An 18,316-nucleotide genomic window follows, 5' to 3' on the forward strand; every position below is an offset into this window, starting at 1 on the left:
CGGCCGGTCGGCCGCTCCATGCTGCCCCCCAGTTACATGCAGAACTTCAGGCAGACTGCTTAGCCCGGGCGGCGTCCCCATGCCGAGATCAGCGGCGCGAGGGTGAGGTCGAGTTCGCCGGCATCGACGGCGGCCAGGTGCGCGTCGATCTCGACGTCGTTGGCCAGCCCTGCGGCGAGCAACTCGGCGCGGACCATGCGCACCGTCGCGGCCTCCAGCTGGTCGCAGGCTACCCCGCCGACCGGGAAGCAGCCGGCCGCCGTGACATCGACCAGGCCCGCCGCACGCAACGCCCGCGGCAGCGTACGGCCGTAGCGCAGATCGGCGCCGCGGCGGGTCATCAACTCCCGGACGGCGCGCCGCAGCCGGTTGGCGCGCCGCTGCGCCGGGCCAACCTCATCGAGGCAGGCCAGCGGCTGCAGCTCGGTGTCGGCATCCTCGACCAACAGCCAACCGCCGGGCCGCAGCGCCGCCACCATCGTCGCCAACGCCCGGGCACGGTCGGGCACGTGAACGAGCACGAGCCGCGCGTGTACCAGGTCAAACGTGCCTGGCTGCGGCGGCGGGTCCCCGACGATGTCGTGCCGGAGCACCTCGTACCCGCCGTGCGGGTCCAACCAGGCCGGATTGATGTCCGTGGCCAGCACGTAACCGGTTGGTCCGACGGCCGTGGCGAGTGCCTCGGGAATGCTGGGGCCGCCGGCACCAACTTCCCAGCAGCGCCGGCCCGCCCTCACTACGAGCCGGTCGAAGTGCCCACGCGTGACACCGTCGAACAGCTCGGCCAGCCAGGTGAACCGCTCGCCCGCCTCCACCCGGGCGTTGTCGAGCAGGTAGCGGTGATCCGGGGAAGACTCGGGGGCGTCCGGCGATGGGGGCCTGGACCGCGCGCCAGCAGTGTTCACCGACCCGCCCGCGGTCGTGTCCGGCTCGGACCCGGGGTCGACGACGGGCTGCGATGAACTCATGCCCACATCCTCACGCCCGACCGCGTGCTCTGTCAGCGCGACACGGGATGCAACCAGACACAGCCTGGCTCCAGCCAACCAGGCCGACCCCTCATCCTCGACACGAGACCACCGTGATCACAACTCCAGACGGGACCGAGGGGCTCCCCGCCTCAGCGGTGGTCAGGTCTCCTGCCGACTCACCGGTGAGTGCGAGGGCGTCCGCTGCGCGCGGCAGCGACCAGGGCCAACCCACCCGCGATGAGGATCGGGCAGCCGATCGTCAGGATGCCGAGCAGGCCCAGCACTGCCATCACCAGGCCCGACAGCGCCAGCGCGAGCTCACGTCGGGGCGCCGCGCGGGCTACCCCGTAGCCCGACAGCAGCGCTGCCGCAGCCAGTCCGGCGAGGAACCAGACCGCCACCTCGCCGCCCTGCTGGCCTATCAGTCCGACGTAGAGACCGATCATGATGAGGGCGATCACGGCCGCGACCGCCGCCAGCGGATCCCAACCCTGCCACCGCCTGGAGGCCATGGCTCATCGTCTCAGATCCGCTGGCGGCAGCAGAACGGCCTGATCGGCCCGAGGTGGCCGCCGGATGCCGTACGTCAGCCGCCGCTCGTGGGCTGCCGTGGAGCTCGGGGGAGACGGAGCCAGGGATCCCGGCGGGCGCGGCCGGTGTCCTGACAGTGGGGATGCCTGCACGAGCGAGTCATCGGCAGGCACGACGCGGTCAGGAGGGCGCGAGATGGGTCTACGGGGCAGGTTGTCGCTGGGGTTGGTGGTCCTGATGGCGGGATGCACGGCAACGAGCCCGCCCGTCACGCCGGCCGTCACCGTGTCGAGCTCGGCGGAGCCCGCCGCCACCGGATGCGCATCCCAGGTCGAGACGGGAGCGCTGCCCGACTGGGCGGACGAAGGGTTCAGCGGAGATTCCCGAATCGCACACGTCTTCGGCGCGAAGGGCGACATCGTCGCGGTGCTGTTCGCTCACCCGCTGGCGCAGCAGCGGAAGGACGGATCCAACAACAAGATCCTGTGGGTGTCCCGCCCGGTTCCGGCGCCGGCCGATGCGACGTCGTCGGACAACCTGATGATCACCGCGACCCTGGACGGCACCGACAGCCGGGTGACCCACGCGGTCACCGGCGGCCCGGGCCCGTCGATCATCGACATGCCGCGGGCGGGCTGCTGGCACCTCGAGCTTCGCTGGTCCGGGCACACCGACACGATGGATCTCGTCTACGCCGAGACGAACTGAACGGGCCGGCAGGCCGTCGCGCTTCAGCCTGCTCTCAGCACGGGGGTGGCAGTTTGCGGCGCATGGCGCTGAACACGCGAAACGGACATCCGCGCATGCGGCAGATGATGAACAAGGTTCCGGAAGTCACGGTCTACTTCTGGATCATCAAGGTCCTGTCGACGACGGTGGGGGAGACCGCGGCGGACTTTCTCAACGTCAACCTGCACCTCGGCCTGACCGGCACGACGCTGGTCATGGCCGTCGCGCTGGCCGCCGTGCTCGTCTGGCAGTTCCGGGCGGACCGGTACGTGGCGGGGATCTACTGGCTGGCGGTCGTGCTGATCAGCATCGTCGGCACGTTGATCACGGACAACCTGACCGACAACCTCGGCGTGCCACTGGCGGTGAGCACCGCGGTGTTCGCCGTGGCGCTCGGGGCCACCTTCGTCGTGTGGTACCGCAGTGAGGGAACGCTGTCGATCCACTCGATCGTCACCGCGCGGCGGGAGCGCTTCTACTGGGCCGCGATCCTGTTCACCTTCGCGCTCGGCACCGCCGCCGGCGACCTGCTGGCGGAGGGCCTCGACCTGGGATACTGGCGCTCGGGGCTGATCTTCGCCGCGCTGATCGCCGTGGTGGCGTCCGCGTACGCCCGGTCGTGGCTGGACCCGATCCTGGCGTTCTGGATCGCCTACGTGCTGACCCGCCCGCTCGGCGCGTCGCTGGGCGACTATCTCTCCCAGGGCCGCGACGAAGGTGGTCTCGGTCTCGGTACGGTGATCACCAGTGGGGCGTTCCTGGCAACCGTCGTGGTCCTCATCCTCTACCTGAGCGTGACGAAGCGGGACGCCCCGGTGCGGGTCGTCACGCCGGACCGGCGGGCCGCCGCGGCACAGCGGTGAACGCCCGCACCGACGAGGCCACCCGCGACCGCCCGGGCCGGCGGCGCCGGGTCCGCCCCGACGGATGATCGGAAGCGACGTCGACCCAGGGCGGTGCCGGCCGAGGGGAGAGGGGCGAACTGGTGCGAGTGCTCGTGGTCGAGGACGAGAAGGCGCTTGCGGAGGTGATCCGCGCCGGCCTGACCGACGAGGGGTTCGCCGTCGACGTGCAGCACACCGGCCCGGACGGGCTGTGGGCGGCCAGCGAGCACCCCTACGACGTGGTCGTTCTCGACATCATGCTGCCCGGCCTCAGCGGCTACGAGGTGTGCCGGCAGTTGCGGTCGCGGGGGGTGTGGACGCCGGTGCTGATGCTCACCGCGAAGGAGGGTGAGTACGACCAGGCCGACGCCCTCGACCTCGGCGCCGACGACTATCTGACCAAGCCGTTCTCGTTCGTGGTGCTGGTGGCCCGGCTGCGTGCGCTGGTCCGCCGGGGCGCTCCCGCCCGTCCGGTGGTCATGGCCGCGGGCGACCTCACGGTGGATCCCGCGCGGCGACTGGTCACCCGGGCCGGCCAGCCGGTCCGGGTGACCGCGCGGGAATTCGCGTTGCTGGAGTTCCTCATGCGGCATCGCGGCGACGTGGTGTCCAAGACCCAGATCATCGAGAATGTCTGGGACGTCCACTTCGATGGCGATCCCAACATCGTCGAGGTGTACATCGGTTACCTGCGCCGCAAGATCGATCAGCCGTTCGGCCGGGCGGCGATCCAGACGGAGCGCGGCATGGGATACCGGCTGGCGGCCGACGGCGGCTGACAGCGGGACCGGTGACCGCCCGTTGCCGGTCGTCTCAGAGCCCTCTCAGCATCGGGGTGCCTACGCTGCCGTCATGCCGGTCACGCGCGAGCACTACCAGGGGTTGATTCGGTGGGTGCGCCGGCGGCTGGGGGTGCGACTCCGGTCGGCGCTGGCCGCCGCGCTGGTGGTGGCGTTCGCCTTCGCCGTCGGGGCGGCGGCATTCGTCTACCTGGCCCGCGCGGACCTGGCCGGCAACGTGGACGCGGCGGCACGGCAGCGGGCCACCGAGGTGGCCTCGGCGGTGGCCGCCGGCGACCGGAACGCGCTCGCCCAGACCTTGAGACCCAGCCCGCGGGAGCAGACCCTCGTGCAGGTCCTCGCACCGTCCGGCCGGGTCGAGGCCGCCTCGGCCGCGCTCGCCGGGGCCGCGCCGCTGTCCCCCCTGCGCCCCGGGGCCGGGCAGGTGCTGCGGGAGCAGCGGATGCTGCCGTTCGCCGACGAGGACCCGTACCGGGTGGTCGCCGAAGGGGTCGGTACCACTGCCGGCACCCACACTGTGCTGGTGGCGCAGTCGCTGCGGCCGGTCAACGAGAGCACGGAGGCCGTGGCCGCGATCCTGGCCGCCGGGCTGCCGCCGATGCTGCTGGTGGTCGGCGCGGCGGTCTTCCTGTTCGTCGGCCGGTCGCTGCACCCGGTCGAGGCGATTCGCCGCCGGGTCGCCGGCATCACCGCCCGCGATCTGCACGCCCGGGTGCCGGTACCCGACGCGCACGACGAGGTCGCGGCGCTGGCCGAGACGATGAACGGCATGCTCGACCGCCTGGAGACGGCGGCGGCGAGCCAACGACGGTTCGTCGCCGACGCGAGCCACGAACTGCGCAGCCCGCTCGCCACCCTGCAGGCCGGCCTGGATCGGCTGGCGATCGCGCCGCTGCCCGACGCCAACGCCGAGCTGGTCGGGCTGCTGCGCCAGGAGTCGCAACGGCTCGGCCGCCTGGTCTCCGATCTCCTGCTGCTGGCCCGCATCGACGAGCGCCGCCCCACCCCGCGCCATGACGACGTCGACCTGGACGACCTCGCCTACACCGAGCGGGATCGCATCGCCACCCGTCGACCGGACCTGACCGTCCGCGCCCACCTGGCCCCGGTACGGGTCCGCGGCGACGCGCACGACCTCGGCCGGGCCCTGCGCAACCTGGCCGACAACGCCGCCCGGCACGCGCGCTCCCGGGTCGTCCTGCGGGTGGCCGTGCACGACGGATGGGGTTGTGTCGACGTCACCGACGACGGGCCGGGCGTCCCCGAAGAGCAGCGAGAGCGGATCTTCGGCCGGTTTGTCCGACTCGACGACAGCCGGGCCCGCGCCGACGGTGGCAGCGGCCTGGGCCTGCCGATCACGAGGGAGATCATCGCCGCGCACGGCGGAACCGTGCAGGTGCTGCCCGGCCCGGGCATGACCGTCCGGATCCTCCTGCCCCTCGGCGACGACGCCTGACCCGACCGACCGGCCCCGGCCCGTCGCCGTTTCAGCCTCCTCTCAGTTCCGGGGGGACATGCTGGTAGCAGCCGGCCGTGTGGGAGTGCCGGGTCAGCCCGGGGAGCCGACGACGCGATGAACTATCACCTGTTCGAGCTCATCAACGCCGCAGCGGGACAGAGCGACCCCGTCGACGACGTCTTCGAGTGGTCAGCGGTCTGGTTGATCTACGTACTCGGCGTCGGGGCGGCGGTGCCCGTGCTGGCCGGTCTGCGGCGAACCCGGGGCGCAGTGGTGCGGGTCGCGGCCGTGCTCGCCGTGGCGTTCGTGACCGGGCAGGTCGTCGGGGCCGTCAGCACCGAGGTGCGACCGTTCCAGACCCACTCCGTGCACCAGTTGATCCCGCACGCCTCGGGACCGTCACTACCCAGCGATCACGCCACGGCCGCGTTCGCGGTGGCTTTCGCGGTCGGGGCGTTTCTGTCCTGGCGTTGGGGGGTAGCGCTGTCTGTGCTCGCCGCCGTCATCGGATTCGCCCGCATCTGGACCGGTGTGCACTATCCGGCGGACGTGCTCGTCGGCGCGCTCATCGCCGCCGCCGCCGTCGGCGTCGTCGATGCCGGGGGGCGGGCGTACGACCGGTGGGCGCGGCGCCGTCGGCCGAGCGCGGCCGTCGGCCACTGAACCCGCCCCCGTCCCCTTCCGTGGAGGTCCCCCTCGTGTCAACGCCCCAGGCACTCCTCGCCGCGGGTCCCAGCTTCCTCGATCCGGAGTGGCTGATCTCCACGTTCGGGTTGATCGGCATCCTGGCCGTCGTCTTCGCGGAGTCCGGACTGCTGATCGGCTTCTTCCTGCCAGGGGACTCGCTCCTGTTCACCGCGGGGCTGCTCGTCGCCGACGGCCGCTACCTGCACCAGCCGCTCTGGCTGCTCTGCCTCCTGGTGGCCGTTGCCGCCATCGCCGGCGACCAGGTGGGCTACCTGTTCGGCAAGCGGGTCGGCCCGAGTCTGTTCCGCCGACCCGACTCCCGCCTGTTCAAGCAGGAGAACGTGGAGCGGGCCAACGCCTTCTTCGCCCGTTACGGCGCCCGATCGATCGTGCTGGCCCGCTTCGTACCCATCGTCCGGACCTTCACCCCGATCATCGCCGGCGTCTCCCGGATGCACTACCGCACGTTCCTGGCCTTCAACGTTCTCGGTGGAGTCCTGTGGGGCGCCGGCGTCACCGTCCTCGGCTATTTCCTCGGCCAGATCGGCTTCGTCAAGTCCAACATCGAGTTCATCCTAATCGGCATCGTGGTGCTCTCCGTGCTCCCGGTCGGCATCCACCTGCTGCGCTCCCGCCGGGTGGCTGCCCCACGCGACGGCGGGCAGCTGGCCGGGCCGGAGCGGCGCGTCGGACGCTGAATCTCGACGAGCAGAGATCGCGTCGTGCCATAGGGAAACACCCGATTACCGGACGCGCGTGACGCCCTACCGTCAGGCGCATGGCCCGTGCTCTGTTCGCCCCGGACCGTCCCCACCGCCTGCCCCGCCCGGGGCCCTCTCGAGGATCCGGGCTGCGGGGTTTGACGCTCCTGCTGATGCTCACCCTGCTCGCGTCCGCTGCCTGCGACAGGTCGACCGACCCGGCCGGCGGCGACATCGGAGCGGACGCGGGCTCCGACGCGGGTGCCGCGGGCCTCGGCAACGACTCCGTACCGGCGTGCCCGTTCACCGCGGCGCAGGTGTCCGATCTGCTCGGGCAGCCCATGAAGGACGAGGGCAACTGCCTGTTCGGCGACGGTAAGGGCGTGGCCAGCCTCACCATCACGATGGCGTCCCAGACCGCCGGCGCGATGACCTACGACTACCAGCACGACCAGGCCGGGCAGCGCTTCGACCGGGTCGTCGACCTCGACCAGGGTGACCGGGCGTATGTGGCCGCCAAGGACATCGAGGGCGAAGCCGTGGTCGTGAGCCCCAAGGGCAGCTACACCGTGACGATGAGCAGCTTCAGCGTCGACACCGGGACGTACGAGCGGAAGCTGCGTGCCCTGCTCGACGCGATCCTGGCCTGACGGGAGTCCGAGATGCGGAAGAACCACCTCACAGTGCTCGGGCTGGCCGTCGTCGTGCTGGCCGTACCGGTCGGGTGCGGCAGCTCCGACGACAAGCCCGCCGGGGACGGCCGGCCGGCCGCGGCGGCGGCGTCGGCGGAGCCGACGACCGAGGAGTCCGGCCCGGCCGGGCCGGCGGCCCTGCCCGACGCCTGCTCCCTGGTGCTCAAGCCCGACGCCGAGAAGCTGGCCGGTACCGGACTGGACGACGCGCAGGCGGTCCGGGACACCTGCACCTACACCGCGCCGGTCACCGGACCCACCGCGCAGGTCGAGGTCTACGTCGGTGACGGCGCGAAGAAGTACCTCGACATCGAGCGTGAGCTCGGGCACGAGGTGCGACCACTGTCCGGCGTCGGCGACGAGGCCTACGCCACCCTGGAGGGGTTCTTCATCAACAAGGCCGGGGTGTGGGTGGCGGTACGACTGGTCCGGCTCAACGACCCCGAGGAGAACCGCCAGGGGCTGGAAGCGCTCGCCCGTACCGTCGGCACCCGGATGTGAGCCGCGGATGCGAGCGCACGGAGGCCGAGCGCTGATCGCCGTCGCCGTCGTGGCCCTGCTGATGCTGACCGGGTGCGACAGCTTCCGCCCGGCGGCCCGCTCCGCGGACGCCACGCTCAGCGACGCGGACCTTGCCTACGGGGCGGCTCCGGTCCCCGGTCCCGGGGTCACTCTCCAGCCCGACGTGGTGATCGTCGGCGGGGGCGGCCGGTCCGTCCGGTCGGTCACCGCCGACGGTCTGACCTGGCGCCTCGACAGGCACGCCCGGAACGCCGGTGACCTCGCCCCCGGCAAGGTCATGTTCGTCACCGGGCGCGGCGTGGGCCGGGTGCTGGACATCGCGGCGGACGGCGACGACCTGCTCGTGACGATCGGACCGGTGGACATCACCGAGGTGATCCGTGACGGCACGTTCGAGAAGCAGGGGATCACCCTCGACGACCCGGTCATCTATCCGGCGGGCGACCCGGGGTGGGCCCAGGACTCGCCCCCGCCGCCGAGCACCTACGGCCGCAGCCGGCCGGTGGGGCGGCTGCCGGCCCGAGCGTCGGCCGACCAGCCCGTGCAGCCGGCGCCCCAGCGCGGCGGCACGGTCAGCACCAGGTCCCACGGGTACCAGGTCTTCTCCACCTGCTGCACCGACGGCGTCGGCGCGCACTTCACCTACGACGACGGGGGCGTCCGGCTCGTCGGGACCGTGACGCTCACCTTCAAACGGCCCAACGCCACCTTCCACCTCGCCATCGGCGCCGGCACGCTGACCCGGGCCGAGTTGGAGATCGGCGGCGGCTTCGGGATCAAGGTCGAGTTCGAGGGCGGCATCAAGGACGGCAAGAACCACAAGAAGTCGTTCCCGATCGCGGCGGACCTCTCGTTTCCCATCGGCCAGCTGATCGGGATACCGCTCTCGTTCACGATCAGCCAGACGCTCGAGGTCGCCACCGCGTTCGGCGCGAAGCTGGGCACCGTCAAGGGGGCGGGCGAGTTCTCCCTCGCCGGTTCGCTCGGCTTCGGATACGCCAACGGCACCTTCGGGCCACGGATAGCGAAGAACTTCCAGCGCAGGACGAGTTTGCTCAACTCCCTCACCGGGGTGCCCGTCGGTGTCATGGGCCTGGTCATCCGGCACGGCGTCCGCTTCACCGTCGGGATCAGCGCCTTCCTGTTCAAAGCCGGGATCTACTTCGAACTGACGACCTCGTACGGCTCGACCCTCGGCTCGGCCCTCGGCGCCGCCTACGCCCAGTGCCGGGGCGTGGCGATCGGGGTGCGGGCCGTCTTCGGCGTCGGCTACCGCATCCTGGAACCGGTCGTGGCGGTGATCAACAAGTTCCTCAGTCTGTTGAAACCGAGCACGGCACCCGCGATCAAACCGATCCCGCCGGAAAGCGGACCTCGCTGGAGCGCCGACGTGTATCGCAACGAGGAGGTCATTCCGGACGTCGCCGTCTGCGGGCGCCCGCCACGGTGAGTCGCCGTACCCCCGGGTGCGCCAGCCGCTGGCGTGAGCGTGCCATCATCCCGCCATGGATGTCTCCCTGGTCGGCCGGGACGCGGTCGCCGGCCGGGCGCGGCGGGCACTCGACGCGGGAGCGCCGGTGCTCATGGAAGGCCCGAGCGGGATCGGGAAGACCGCCCTCTGGCGGGCCCTGGTGGCCGGGGTCGAACGGGCCGGTTGGCTGCCCCTGACCTGCGCTCCGACCGAGACCGAGGCGGCGTTGCCGTTCGCCGCGCTCGCCGACCTGCTCCGGCCGCTGGCCGCCCGGGTGCCGGCCCTGCCGCCCCCGCAACGCGTCGCGGCCGAGGTGGTGCTGCTCTCCGCCCATCGTGACGAGGTGATCGACGAGCGCGCCGTCGGCGCGGCGACCCGGTCCCTGATCGAGGCCGCGATGAGCGACGCCGCGCCGGTGCTGCTCGCCGTTGACGACGCCCCGTGGCTCGATCCGCCGAGCGAGCGGGCGCTGCGGTTCGCGCTGCGGCGACTCGCCCCCCGACCCCCGGTCCTGGTCACCCGGCGCACGGACGGTACGGAACCCCCGGCCGCGCCGCTGGGCCTCGACGACGACCGGTCGGATGTCCCGTCGATGACCCGCATCGGCCTGGCCCCACTGGGCGCCGGGGCCCTGCACCACATCGTCCGGGCCCGGCTGGGCGGCACGCTCAGCCGCCCGCTGCTCGCCCGCATCGCCCGGGACGCCGGCGGCAACCCGCTGCTGGCCATCGAGATGGCCCGGGCGGTGCTGCGATTGCCCCGCCCGCCGTGGCCCGGCGAGGACCTGCCGGTGCCGTCGTCGATGCGGCAACTGCTCGCCGACGCGCTGCGGGCGCTGCCCGCCCACAGCCGGGACGCGGTGCGGCTGGCCGCCCTGCTGACCGTGCCCACCCTCCGCGATCTGGAAGCGGCCGGCGTGCCGGCGGATGCGTTCGACGCGGGGGAGGAGGCCGGCCTGCTGACCGTCACGCCGAGCCGGGTCACCTTCACCCACCCCCGGTACGCCGCCGCCGTACGCGGTGGCATCCCGCCGGGTGTCCGGCGCCGGCTGCACCGCACGCTGGCCGACGCGGTGTCCGATCCGGACGAACGTGCGCGGCAGCTCGCCTCGTGCACCACGACGCCGGACACCGCGGTCGCCGCCGTGCTCGCCGAGGCGGCCGAACGCCAGCGGGCCCGCGGTGCCCCCGCGGTCGCCGCCGAGCTGTACGAACGAGCCGCCGAACTCACGCCATCCGTGGACGCCGACAGCCGGGACCGGCGCCGCCTGACCGCGCTGCGGTGCCGGATCGACAGCGGCGACTACGCGGCAGCCGGTGCGGCGGCGGACGCGGCGGCCGGGCAGCTGACCGGCGAGGCCCGCGCGGAGGCACTGCTGCTGCGCGCGATGGTCGCGTGGTGCGCCGACGATCTCACCGCCGCGGTGTCCGCGGGTGAGCAGGCGCTGGCCGCGGCACCCGCCGGCACCCCCCTGGCGGGGCGGATCCACGCGCACCTGACCCTGTTCGAGGACGCGCCGGAAGCCGCCCGGCGGCACGCCGAGGCCGCCATCGCGCTGCTTCCCGACCGCGAGGACGACCGGTCCCTGGTGACCGCCTCGCTGCTGCTCCTGTTCTTCCACGAGGTACGCGCCGGGCTGCCGGCCCGCACGAAGCTGCTCGATCGGGCCCTGGCGCTCGAGGCCGGCGAGCCGTCGTGGCTGGCCGGCTCGATCCCGGCGATCTGGTGGAAGGCGACCGATGCCCACGACCGGGCGCGAGCCCGGCTGCAGGACATGCTCGGCCGCGCGGTGGCGCGTGGCGACGAGCCGTGGCAGCACGAACTGCTCACCCATCTCGGCGAGACGGAGTTGCTCGCCGGCCGGTTCGCCGCCGCCGGTGCGCACATCGCCGCGGCCCGGGAACTGGGCGAGCAGATCGGCAGCGGCCTGGTCGGTGAGACCTGGTTGGCCGCGACGCTGGACGCGTACCGGGGGCGGCTCGCCGAGGCCACCCTGGTCGTCGAGGCCGGCCTGCGCCGTGCCCGCGACCTCGACGACGCCTGGTGCCGGCGGATCCATCTGCAGCTCGCCGGGTTCGTCGCGTTGTCCGCCGGTCGGATGGGCGAGGCCGCGGCCGCATACGGCGAGCTGGTACAGGCGCTGGACGGCTCCGGGATCGCCGAACCGATCGCGCTGCGCTTCGAACCGGACTGGATCGAGGCGTGCGTCGGAGCCGGCGACCTCGCCACCGCCGAGAAGGCCCTCGCCCGGCTCGCCGAGCGACACACCCGGCTGGCCCGACCGTGGACCTCCCTCGGCCTCGCCCGCAGCCGGGTGCTGCTGGTCAGCGCCACCGGGGCCGACCCGACGCCGGCGCTCGCCGCGTTGTCCGCCGCCCGGGCGGCCGTGCCGGCGGACGTGCTGCCGCTGGACCGCGCCCGCTGCCTCCTGGTCGCCGGTCGGGCACTGCGCCGCGCCCGCCGCCGACGCGAGGCCCGCGAGGCGCTGGACGTGGCCGACGCCGAGTTCACCACGCTCGGGGCCGCCGCGTTCGCCGCCCAGACGCGGGCGGAGCTGACCCGGATCGGCCGGCGGGCGGCGTCATCGATCGTCCTCACCGCCACCGAGGAACGGGTGGCGCGGCTGGCCGCGCAGGGGAGCACCAACCGGGTCATCGCCGACACGCTGTTCATCAGTCCGAAGACCGTCGAGGCCAACCTCGCCCGGGCCTACCGCAAGCTCGGCATCTCCAGCCGGGCCGAACTGGGGGCGGTGATGGGAAGCCGACCGGGCGCCCCGCCACCGGAGTCCGTCCCGGACTGACCGTCCGCGCTCGGCCGGCCATCCCGCGCCCGAGCGCCGGCCGTTAGGGGGCGCCATTGCCTCGGCGACGAGGAACGGCGGCACGGTCTCGGTGGCTCAGCGTCGGCCGCGTCGCCGACCGTACAGGGTCAGCGCGTTGCAGACGTCGAAGACGCCGGGCACGTCCCAGGCCAGCTCGCCGGCCGCCTGCCGGGTGTTCGGGTCGCCGACCATCCCGGTCAGGATGACCACCCGGTTCTGGACGGACACCGAGATCTGCTGACGACGAGTGGCCCAGTCGGCGCTCAGCCGTTGGGCGACCAGCGCGGCGAGTCGCAGGTCGTGATCGTCGTCGTGAGCCCCGTCTCCGCCGACAAAGGGATTGTTCTCGGGGAATGGCCAAGGCATCACCTGGCGACCTCCTTGGTCGATGTCGGCTGAACGGGCGTCGTCGGACTCGGCTGGACGGGCAGATAGCGCGCTGGCGCGCGACGGCGGCGGGTCGCGTCCGTCGCGGGCACCGCGCGAGCGGTCCCGGCGGATCGACGAAAGGCGACCGTACGGGTGGGGATGACCGGGAAGACGGTGTCCAGCCGCATGGTGTGCAGCACCGTCCGGACGAAGCGGGACGGCGCCACCAGGCAGAGCACCTTGCCGTCCTGCCGTGCCTCTTGATGCGCGCGCACCAGCAGGCCGAGGCCCGTCGAGTCGATGGTGCTCACCTCACCGAGGTCGACGAGCACCTGATCGTCCGTGGTGAGGGACTCCGCCAGGGCCCGTCGCACCGCCTCGGTCGGGTCCCCGTTCCCGGGCGCCCGCTCGTCGTCAATTCCGTCGAGGTCGTCGATGCCGAGCGTGTTGTCGAGGTCGTCGTCCCGGGCCCGGCCCGCGCCGTTGGCGCCGGCGGCGAGCCTGAGCCCGCAGCGGGGGCAGTGGTGCGGACCGGAGGCGAAGGGTGAGCCTGTCCAGCCGTGCTCGAACACCAGCGTCCACACGACCTCGGCGTCGGGCAGGACGCAGGCGGCTCCGGTGATCGTCTCGCCGCAGCCGTCGCAGATCAGGCTCATCAGGTGGTCCGCCGGTACGACCGTCATGCCTCTCCTCTCGCTGCCCGCCCGTAACGATGTGCGGGCTCGGCGGTTGCCGGATGGTGCGGCGGTTCAGGGCTTGGTGGCGTCTCCCGTGCCCCGGCGTCCGGCGGTCACGACCCCGAGGATCACTGCGGGAACCGCGAAGCCGACCTGCGCGAGCAGCCGGGGGAACGTGTGGTCCACGTCAACGCCGAACAGGCGGATGGTCATCGAGCCCAGCAGCGCGGCAGCCACCCCGAGAGCGAGGGTCAGCCACACGGGGGCGGCCTTCGGGCCGGGCAGGACGAGCCGGCCAACGATGCCGACACCGAGACCGATGGCGAGGGCGCTGAGCAGCGCGCTGCCGGTCACTGATTCCTCCTTTCGCTTCGGTGGGCTCAGCACCGCGCGACGACCTGCGCCCGTCCGAGCGCTGGTTTCGTCGGCTCGGCACCGGCCGCACTGCTTCTGGCGGGTTGCGGGCGCGCGGGTGCGCCGACGACCGGGAGAGGTTCCTTGTCACGGGCGGTGTCGAGGATGCGGCGGATTCGCGGGTGCGGATCGCGGAGCGTGAGCAGGCCGCCTCGTCGAGCCATCCGTCGCTGGACGTCGAGCAGCAACCCGATGGCTGCCGCGTCGAGGTGCCGGCATCCGGACAGGTCGATCACCACCTCCGCGGGATGCAGGGACAGGACCCGGTCCAGGACCGCGCCGATCTCGGGTAGTCGGGGCAGGTCGAGTTCGTCGACGATGTCCAGCTCGACCCGGGGCACCCGGCACTCCGGTGGGAGTGGTTGGTGCGCAGTCACTCACGGCTCCTGTGGGTTCTCGGTCCGTCGCGTCCGGTTGCTTCACACTCTGCGTGCCGATCTTGGAGGTCGTCCCGCAGCCGCATGACAGTTGTGTGACAAAACCGCAGCGGGGATCAGGGGGTTGGGGATCCCGACCTCGGCCAGGAATGATGCCGGGTATGACGGCCGTACTGGTGATCGAGGACGACGACCGGATCCGGCTCGCGCTGTTGCTCGCCCTGGAGGAGGAGGGTTACACCGCGTACGGGGCGGCGAGCGCCGAGGAGGGGCTGCGCCGGCAACGTAAGGACCCGGCGGACAACGTGCTCGTCGACCTCATGCTGCCCGGGATGGACGGGTTCGAGTGCATCCGGCAGCTCCGCCGCGACGACGACGTCCCCATCGTGGTGGTCAGTGCCCGGGACGACACGCACGACATCGTGGCCGCGTTGGAGGCCGGCGCCGACGACTACGTGGTCAAGCCGGTGGCGATAAAGGAGCTGTCCGCCCGGCTGCGGGCGTTGCGCCGCCGGGGACGGGCCACCGTCACGCCCACCGCGATGCAGGTCTTCGGCGATCTGGAGATCAGCGCGGACGCCGGGGAGGTCCGCCGCTCCGGCCGAACGGTCGCGGTGACCAGGACGGAGTTCCGCCTGCTCTGCGAGCTGGCCCAGCACGCCGGCAAGGTCCTGTCCCGCCAGCAACTGCTCCAGCGGGTGTGGGGATACGACACCGGCGACGAGCGCCTGGTCGACGTGCACGTGGGCCGGCTGCGCCAGAAGATCGAGCAGGATCCGGGCAACCCCCGACACCTGGTCACCCTCCGTGGCCTCGGCTACAAGCTGCAGCGATGAACCGTCTCGGACTCCGCGCCCGGGTCACCGCCGCGTTCGCCATCGGCGCGCTGCTGCTCGCGGTGGCGATGGCCCTCTTCTCGTACGACCTGACCCGCCGCTCACTGCTCGACGAGCGGGAACGCACCGCGGTGCGCGCGGCCTACTTCGACGCCGCGGTCGTCCGCGCGGGCCTGGACACGGACGCGCCCGACGTCGCGGAGGTGCTCGGGTCACTGGACACCGGCAGTGCCCGGCGCCCGCTGGTGCAGCGCGACGGCCGGTGGTTCGCCCGTACCGCGGAGATCGGCGCGAGTTCGGTCCCGCCCGAGCTGCAGCGAATGGTCCGATCGGGTGAGCCGGCCGTGCAGCGGATCCGGACGGACGGGCAGCCGGCCCTGTTGGTCGGCATCCCGCTCTCGCCGAACACCAGCTACTACGAGCTCACCTCCCTGCGCGAGGTCGAGCAGACCTTCCAGTTGGTGGGGCTGACGCTGACCGCGGTCGCCATCATGGTCGCCGGCTCCGGAGCCGCCCTCGGCTGGTACGCCACCCGGCACAGCCTCCGCCCGTTGACCGCGGTCGCCGACGCCGCCGAGCGGATCGCTGCCGGCGACCTCAGCACCCGCCTCGACCCCGCCACCGATCCTGACCTGACCCGCCTTTCCACCTCGTTCAACCGGATGGTGGAGCAGCTGGTCCGGCACATCGAGCGGGACCGGCGCTTCGCCGCCGACGTCAGCCATGAACTGCGTTCCCCGCTGCAGACACTGGCCGCTGCGGCGAGCGTGCTGGACCGCCGCCGCGAACACCACGACGAACGAACGGCGACGGCCGCCGGCCTCGTCGCCGACGAGATCGCCCGCTTCCAGCGGCTGGTCGACGACCTGATCGAACTGGCCCGCACCGAACATCCCGCGTTCCGCGAGCGCGTCGACGTCGAGGCGCTGGCCCGGGACGCCTGCCGGACGCACGGGTTGTCGGACCGGATGGTGTGGTCCGCACCGGCCGGCGGCGAGTGGCTGGTCGACCGGCGCCGCGTTGCGCAGATCCTGCTCAATCTGGTGGAGAACGCCGTCCGTTACGCCGGGGGGCCGGTGGCGGTGCGGTTGACCTGCGACCACGACGGCACCGGCATCATCGAGGTGGACGACGACGGACCGGGTGTGCCGGTGCAGGACCGCGAGGTGATATTCGCCCGCTTCGTTCGGGGTCGGGCCGCCCACGCCCGCGCCGGCACCGACGGGACCGGTCTCGGTCTCGCGCTCGTCGCCGAACACGCGGCCGTGCACGGCGGCCGGGCCATGGTGACGGAGCGCCCCGAAGGCGGAGCCCGGTTCCGGGTGGAACTGCCGGGGTGCGTGCCGTGAACCGACGGGTGTCGATCCTGACTCTCGCCGCGCTGCTGGTCGGTGGATGTGGCGTTCCCGTGGACGAGGCTCCCCGCCCCCTGCACGCCCCACCTCGTCCCTTCACCAGTCCGGTCGGCAGCGGTGCCGTGCCGACCGAAGGACGGGCGGACGAGCCGTTCTGTTTCGTTCGGGATGACCGGCTACGCACCGTCATGCGCCGCGTGGACTACCTGCCCGACGTCGAGACGCACCTGCAGCACCTGCTGGCCGGACCCGGGAGCGCGGAACGGGACGCCGGATTCACCAGTGCCCTGACCGGCACCGCCGCGGTGGCCGGTGCCCGGCTCAGCGGCGGCGTCGCCGAGGTAGAGGTCGGCGGAGCCGGCTACGAGACGCGACGCAGCGACGAAATCCTCGCGTTCGGCCAGATCGTCTGCACGCTGACCAACCGCGCCGACGTGCACGGTGTCTCCTTCCGACGGGACGGTCAGCCGGTGGACGTGCCGCGGGCCGACGGATCGCTGTCCCGGGCACCGCTGACCGCGGCGGACTACGCGCCGCTGATCGTGCGGCGCTGACGCCGGCACCCGCGACGCGAGTGCCGGCGGCGTAGCGTGCGGTCAGCCCTTGGCCGCTCGCTTGGCCATCTGCGGCTGCTCGCCCTTGCTGACCCTCTTGAGCGCCTCCTGCAACTGGCCCTCGGTCATCTTGGAGTTGCCCTCGATGCCCGCGTTGTGGGCCTGCTGGCGCAGGTCGTGGAGTCGTTCGCGGTCAGCCATGTCAACCTCCCGGCTCGGCTTCGGCGCGGCTACCGGACTCGCGCCGTCGGAACCTCATGGCTTCCCGGGCACCCGGGCGGCAAACTGCCGCGGCGCCGCGCCCGTCCGTGGGCGTTTGGTGCTCCCGCACCCGGAATGATCCGGGGTCGATCGATCCGGGCACAACGCTCCTATTGCGCCGATAGCGTGGCGGGTGAACGGACACCCGCGGCGGGCAGGGCCGACCGGGGCGTGGAGAGGGAGATCATGAGGGAAGCCGAACTGAGCGACAGTGGCCGGCGCGTGATCGTGGTCGCGGTCGACAAGGGGGCGGAGGCGGTGGCCGCCATCAACGACGTGGCGCAGCGGCACGGCATCCGCGGCGCCCAGGTCACCGCCGTCGGCGCGTTCACGACAGCTGACCTGGGCTACTACGACCGCGAGCGGCGTGAGTACCTGCGCATCCCGGTCCGCGAGCAGGTCGAGGTCCTGTCGCTGCTGGGTGACATCGCCGACGACGAGGGGAAGGCGGCGCTGCACGTGCACGCGGTGCTCGGCCGCTCGGACGGCACGACGGTCGGCGGTCACCTGCTCCGTGGCGAGGTGTGGCCGACCCTGGAGGTCATCATCTCCGAGGTCGGGGCGAGCCTCGCCAAGCGGATCGACCGGGAGACCGGGATGGCCCTGCTGACGGGAACGACCCGCCCGTGACCACGCGGAAGCCCGACCGGAGGCGGGCGCCTCAACCCGACACGCCAGGGCGCCCGAACAGGGTCGCGTAACCGGACGGCAGCTGGGTCACCACGTCGTTGAGCTCTCCGCCGGAAACCGCGTCGGCGATGGTCGACAGGACAGCACTCGCATCCCATTCCGCGGTGCGCTCGGTCGCGCCGGTCCCGTCGCCGACCTTCCGGAGGAACTCCGTCACTCCGATCCGTTGGCCGCCGCCGGTGGCTGACTTGAGGAAGTCACCCATCTCCGCCGGCAACTGCGAGCCGAGCTGGCTCGCCTCGTCCGACGTCAACCGTTCCGCCAGGCAGGTCACGACCACGCTGATCACCTGCTGCGCCTCAGCGGCACTGTCGTACTCGCCCCGTTCGCGGACTTGTGTCACGAACTCCTGATATTTCATGGATGCCCCCCAACAGCCAGCCGGCTCACCGAAAGCTGGCACGGATAACGCGGCCACCTGCCGGCGGAGGGCGACCTGAGGCGCACGACGCCGCCCCCGCGAGTGTGATCCTGACATGCCTCGCCGGGCCCGCGCGCCCGCTTCGGCGGCA

Annotated in this window: 22 protein-coding genes; 14 read left to right on the forward strand and 8 right to left on the reverse strand. The window is 72.4% G+C overall.

Going from position 1 to position 18,316, the window contains the following annotated elements:
- Window positions 1-59: 59 nt before the first annotated feature.
- Window positions 60-968: a methyltransferase domain-containing protein gene (locus ACNAVT_RS06950; RefSeq protein WP_416293912.1), complete on the reverse strand. Its 909-nt coding sequence runs from the start codon at window positions 966-968 to the stop codon at window positions 60-62.
- A gap of 179 nt (window positions 969-1,147) precedes the next feature.
- Entirely contained in the window at window positions 1,148-1,483 is a 336-nt protein-coding gene (locus tag ACNAVT_RS06955; protein ID WP_416293914.1) for a hypothetical protein, read from the reverse strand.
- Window positions 1,484-1,547: 64 nt separating this feature from the next.
- On the opposite strand from ACNAVT_RS06955, the gene ACNAVT_RS06960 reads away from it, so the two are divergent.
- From ACNAVT_RS06960 to ACNAVT_RS07005, 10 genes are all read left to right on the forward strand, one after another.
- A complete protein-coding gene (locus ACNAVT_RS06960; RefSeq protein ID WP_416293916.1) occupies window positions 1,548-2,210 on the forward strand; it encodes a hypothetical protein in 663 nt (220 codons plus the stop codon).
- A 95-nt stretch (window positions 2,211-2,305) separates the two neighbouring features.
- Complete coding sequence (locus tag ACNAVT_RS06965) at window positions 2,306-3,094, forward strand: hypothetical protein (protein WP_416293918.1); 789 nt, start codon at window positions 2,306-2,308, stop codon at window positions 3,092-3,094.
- Window positions 3,095-3,216: 122 nt separating this feature from the next.
- Entirely contained in the window at window positions 3,217-3,894 is a 678-nt protein-coding gene (locus ACNAVT_RS06970; protein ID WP_416293920.1) for a response regulator transcription factor, read from the forward strand.
- 73 nt (window positions 3,895-3,967) lie between these two features.
- Window positions 3,968-5,371 carry a sensor histidine kinase gene (locus ACNAVT_RS06975; RefSeq protein WP_416293922.1) on the forward strand — a complete coding sequence of 468 codons (1,404 nt, stop codon included), beginning with the start codon at window positions 3,968-3,970 and terminating at the stop codon, window positions 5,369-5,371.
- Between the two features lie 117 nt (window positions 5,372-5,488).
- The gene (locus ACNAVT_RS06980) at window positions 5,489-6,037 is read left to right on the forward strand and encodes a phosphatase PAP2 family protein (RefSeq protein ID WP_416293923.1); all 549 of its coding nucleotides are present in this window, start codon (window positions 5,489-5,491) and stop codon (window positions 6,035-6,037) included.
- A gap of 35 nt (window positions 6,038-6,072) precedes the next feature.
- Window positions 6,073-6,759 (forward strand): DedA family protein, encoded by a 687-nt coding sequence (locus tag ACNAVT_RS06985; protein ID WP_416293924.1) that lies wholly within the window; start codon window positions 6,073-6,075, stop codon window positions 6,757-6,759.
- A gap of 176 nt (window positions 6,760-6,935) precedes the next feature.
- The gene (locus ACNAVT_RS06990; RefSeq protein ID WP_416293925.1) at window positions 6,936-7,412 is read left to right on the forward strand and encodes a hypothetical protein; all 477 of its coding nucleotides are present in this window, start codon (window positions 6,936-6,938) and stop codon (window positions 7,410-7,412) included.
- Window positions 7,413-7,424: 12 nt separating this feature from the next.
- Window positions 7,425-7,955 carry a hypothetical protein gene (locus ACNAVT_RS06995; RefSeq protein WP_416293927.1) on the forward strand — a complete coding sequence of 177 codons (531 nt, stop codon included), beginning with the start codon at window positions 7,425-7,427 and terminating at the stop codon, window positions 7,953-7,955.
- A gap of 7 nt (window positions 7,956-7,962) precedes the next feature.
- Entirely contained in the window at window positions 7,963-9,426 is a 1,464-nt protein-coding gene (locus ACNAVT_RS07000) for a hypothetical protein (RefSeq protein WP_416293928.1), read from the forward strand.
- Between the two features lie 55 nt (window positions 9,427-9,481).
- The gene (locus ACNAVT_RS07005) at window positions 9,482-12,250 is read left to right on the forward strand and encodes an AAA family ATPase (protein ID WP_416293930.1); all 2,769 of its coding nucleotides are present in this window, start codon (window positions 9,482-9,484) and stop codon (window positions 12,248-12,250) included.
- Window positions 12,251-12,346: 96 nt separating this feature from the next.
- Here the strand turns inward: ACNAVT_RS07005 and ACNAVT_RS07010 are convergent, their stop codons facing one another.
- From ACNAVT_RS07010 to ACNAVT_RS07025, 4 genes are all read right to left on the reverse strand, one after another.
- A complete protein-coding gene (locus tag ACNAVT_RS07010) occupies window positions 12,347-12,637 on the reverse strand; it encodes a BON domain-containing protein (protein ID WP_416294191.1) in 291 nt (96 codons plus the stop codon).
- Window positions 12,637-13,323: an STAS domain-containing protein gene (locus ACNAVT_RS07015; protein ID WP_416293932.1), complete on the reverse strand. Its 687-nt coding sequence runs from the start codon at window positions 13,321-13,323 to the stop codon at window positions 12,637-12,639. The genes ACNAVT_RS07010 and ACNAVT_RS07015 overlap by 1 nt, the downstream gene beginning before the upstream one ends.
- 66 nt (window positions 13,324-13,389) lie before the next feature.
- The gene (locus tag ACNAVT_RS07020) at window positions 13,390-13,671 is read right to left on the reverse strand and encodes a hypothetical protein (protein WP_416293934.1); all 282 of its coding nucleotides are present in this window, start codon (window positions 13,669-13,671) and stop codon (window positions 13,390-13,392) included.
- A 26-nt stretch (window positions 13,672-13,697) separates the two neighbouring features.
- Window positions 13,698-14,108: an STAS domain-containing protein gene (locus ACNAVT_RS07025; protein ID WP_416293936.1), complete on the reverse strand. Its 411-nt coding sequence runs from the start codon at window positions 14,106-14,108 to the stop codon at window positions 13,698-13,700.
- A 161-nt stretch (window positions 14,109-14,269) separates the two neighbouring features.
- Here ACNAVT_RS07025 and ACNAVT_RS07030 point away from each other — a divergent pair, with 161 nt between their 5' ends.
- From ACNAVT_RS07030 to ACNAVT_RS07040, 3 genes are read left to right on the forward strand one after another with little or no spacing between them, the layout of a single operon-like run.
- Entirely contained in the window at window positions 14,270-14,944 is a 675-nt protein-coding gene (locus ACNAVT_RS07030) for a response regulator transcription factor (RefSeq protein ID WP_416293938.1), read from the forward strand.
- Complete coding sequence (locus tag ACNAVT_RS07035) at window positions 14,941-16,293, forward strand: sensor histidine kinase (protein ID WP_416293940.1); 1,353 nt, start codon at window positions 14,941-14,943, stop codon at window positions 16,291-16,293. The genes ACNAVT_RS07030 and ACNAVT_RS07035 overlap by 4 nt, the downstream gene beginning before the upstream one ends.
- Window positions 16,290-16,853: a GerMN domain-containing protein gene (locus tag ACNAVT_RS07040; RefSeq protein WP_416293941.1), complete on the forward strand. Its 564-nt coding sequence runs from the start codon at window positions 16,290-16,292 to the stop codon at window positions 16,851-16,853. Before ACNAVT_RS07035 ends, ACNAVT_RS07040 begins: the two co-directional genes overlap by 4 nt.
- Before the next feature lie 42 nt (window positions 16,854-16,895).
- Here ACNAVT_RS07040 and ACNAVT_RS07045 read toward each other — a convergent pair whose 3' ends face one another.
- Entirely contained in the window at window positions 16,896-17,054 is a 159-nt protein-coding gene (locus tag ACNAVT_RS07045) for a hypothetical protein (RefSeq protein WP_416293943.1), read from the reverse strand.
- A gap of 246 nt (window positions 17,055-17,300) precedes the next feature.
- Between ACNAVT_RS07045 and ACNAVT_RS07050 the strand changes: the two genes are divergently transcribed.
- Window positions 17,301-17,744 carry a PPC domain-containing DNA-binding protein gene (locus tag ACNAVT_RS07050; RefSeq protein WP_416293945.1) on the forward strand — a complete coding sequence of 148 codons (444 nt, stop codon included), beginning with the start codon at window positions 17,301-17,303 and terminating at the stop codon, window positions 17,742-17,744.
- A gap of 31 nt (window positions 17,745-17,775) precedes the next feature.
- Here ACNAVT_RS07050 and ACNAVT_RS07055 read toward each other — a convergent pair whose 3' ends face one another.
- On the reverse strand, window positions 17,776-18,147 hold the full coding sequence (locus ACNAVT_RS07055) for a DUF2267 domain-containing protein (protein ID WP_416293947.1): 372 nt from the start codon (window positions 18,145-18,147) through the stop codon (window positions 17,776-17,778).
- Window positions 18,148-18,316 lie beyond the last annotated feature (169 nt).

This window comes from Micromonospora sp. SL4-19 (assembly GCF_047921475.1).
Taxonomy (GTDB): domain Bacteria; phylum Actinomycetota; class Actinomycetes; order Mycobacteriales; family Micromonosporaceae; genus Micromonospora.

Excerpts from the sequence above, each read along its gene's own strand:
- ACNAVT_RS06950 (WP_416293912.1), bottom strand. The coding sequence starts at position 968 with ATGAGTTCATCGCAGCCCGTCGTCGACCCCGGGTCCGAGCCGGACACG.
- ACNAVT_RS06955 (WP_416293914.1), bottom strand. The coding sequence starts at position 1,483 with ATGGCCTCCAGGCGGTGGCAGGGTTGGGATCCGCTGGCGGCGGTCGCG.
- ACNAVT_RS06960 (WP_416293916.1), top strand. The coding sequence starts at position 1,548 with ATGCCGTACGTCAGCCGCCGCTCGTGGGCTGCCGTGGAGCTCGGGGGA.
- ACNAVT_RS06965 (WP_416293918.1), top strand. The coding sequence starts at position 2,306 with ATGCGGCAGATGATGAACAAGGTTCCGGAAGTCACGGTCTACTTCTGG.
- ACNAVT_RS06975 (WP_416293922.1), top strand. The coding sequence starts at position 3,968 with ATGCCGGTCACGCGCGAGCACTACCAGGGGTTGATTCGGTGGGTGCGC.
- ACNAVT_RS06980 (WP_416293923.1), top strand. The coding sequence starts at position 5,489 with ATGAACTATCACCTGTTCGAGCTCATCAACGCCGCAGCGGGACAGAGC.
- ACNAVT_RS06990 (WP_416293925.1), top strand. The coding sequence starts at position 6,936 with ATGCTCACCCTGCTCGCGTCCGCTGCCTGCGACAGGTCGACCGACCCG.
- ACNAVT_RS06995 (WP_416293927.1), top strand. The coding sequence starts at position 7,425 with ATGCGGAAGAACCACCTCACAGTGCTCGGGCTGGCCGTCGTCGTGCTG.
- ACNAVT_RS07000 (WP_416293928.1), top strand. The coding sequence starts at position 7,963 with ATGCGAGCGCACGGAGGCCGAGCGCTGATCGCCGTCGCCGTCGTGGCC.
- ACNAVT_RS07005 (WP_416293930.1), top strand. The coding sequence starts at position 9,482 with ATGGATGTCTCCCTGGTCGGCCGGGACGCGGTCGCCGGCCGGGCGCGG.
- ACNAVT_RS07010 (WP_416294191.1), bottom strand. The coding sequence starts at position 12,637 with ATGCCTTGGCCATTCCCCGAGAACAATCCCTTTGTCGGCGGAGACGGG.
- ACNAVT_RS07015 (WP_416293932.1), bottom strand. The coding sequence starts at position 13,323 with ATGACGGTCGTACCGGCGGACCACCTGATGAGCCTGATCTGCGACGGC.
- ACNAVT_RS07030 (WP_416293938.1), top strand. The coding sequence starts at position 14,270 with ATGACGGCCGTACTGGTGATCGAGGACGACGACCGGATCCGGCTCGCG.
- ACNAVT_RS07035 (WP_416293940.1), top strand. The coding sequence starts at position 14,941 with ATGAACCGTCTCGGACTCCGCGCCCGGGTCACCGCCGCGTTCGCCATC.
- ACNAVT_RS07045 (WP_416293943.1), bottom strand. The coding sequence starts at position 17,054 with ATGGCTGACCGCGAACGACTCCACGACCTGCGCCAGCAGGCCCACAAC.
- ACNAVT_RS07050 (WP_416293945.1), top strand. The coding sequence starts at position 17,301 with ATGAGGGAAGCCGAACTGAGCGACAGTGGCCGGCGCGTGATCGTGGTC.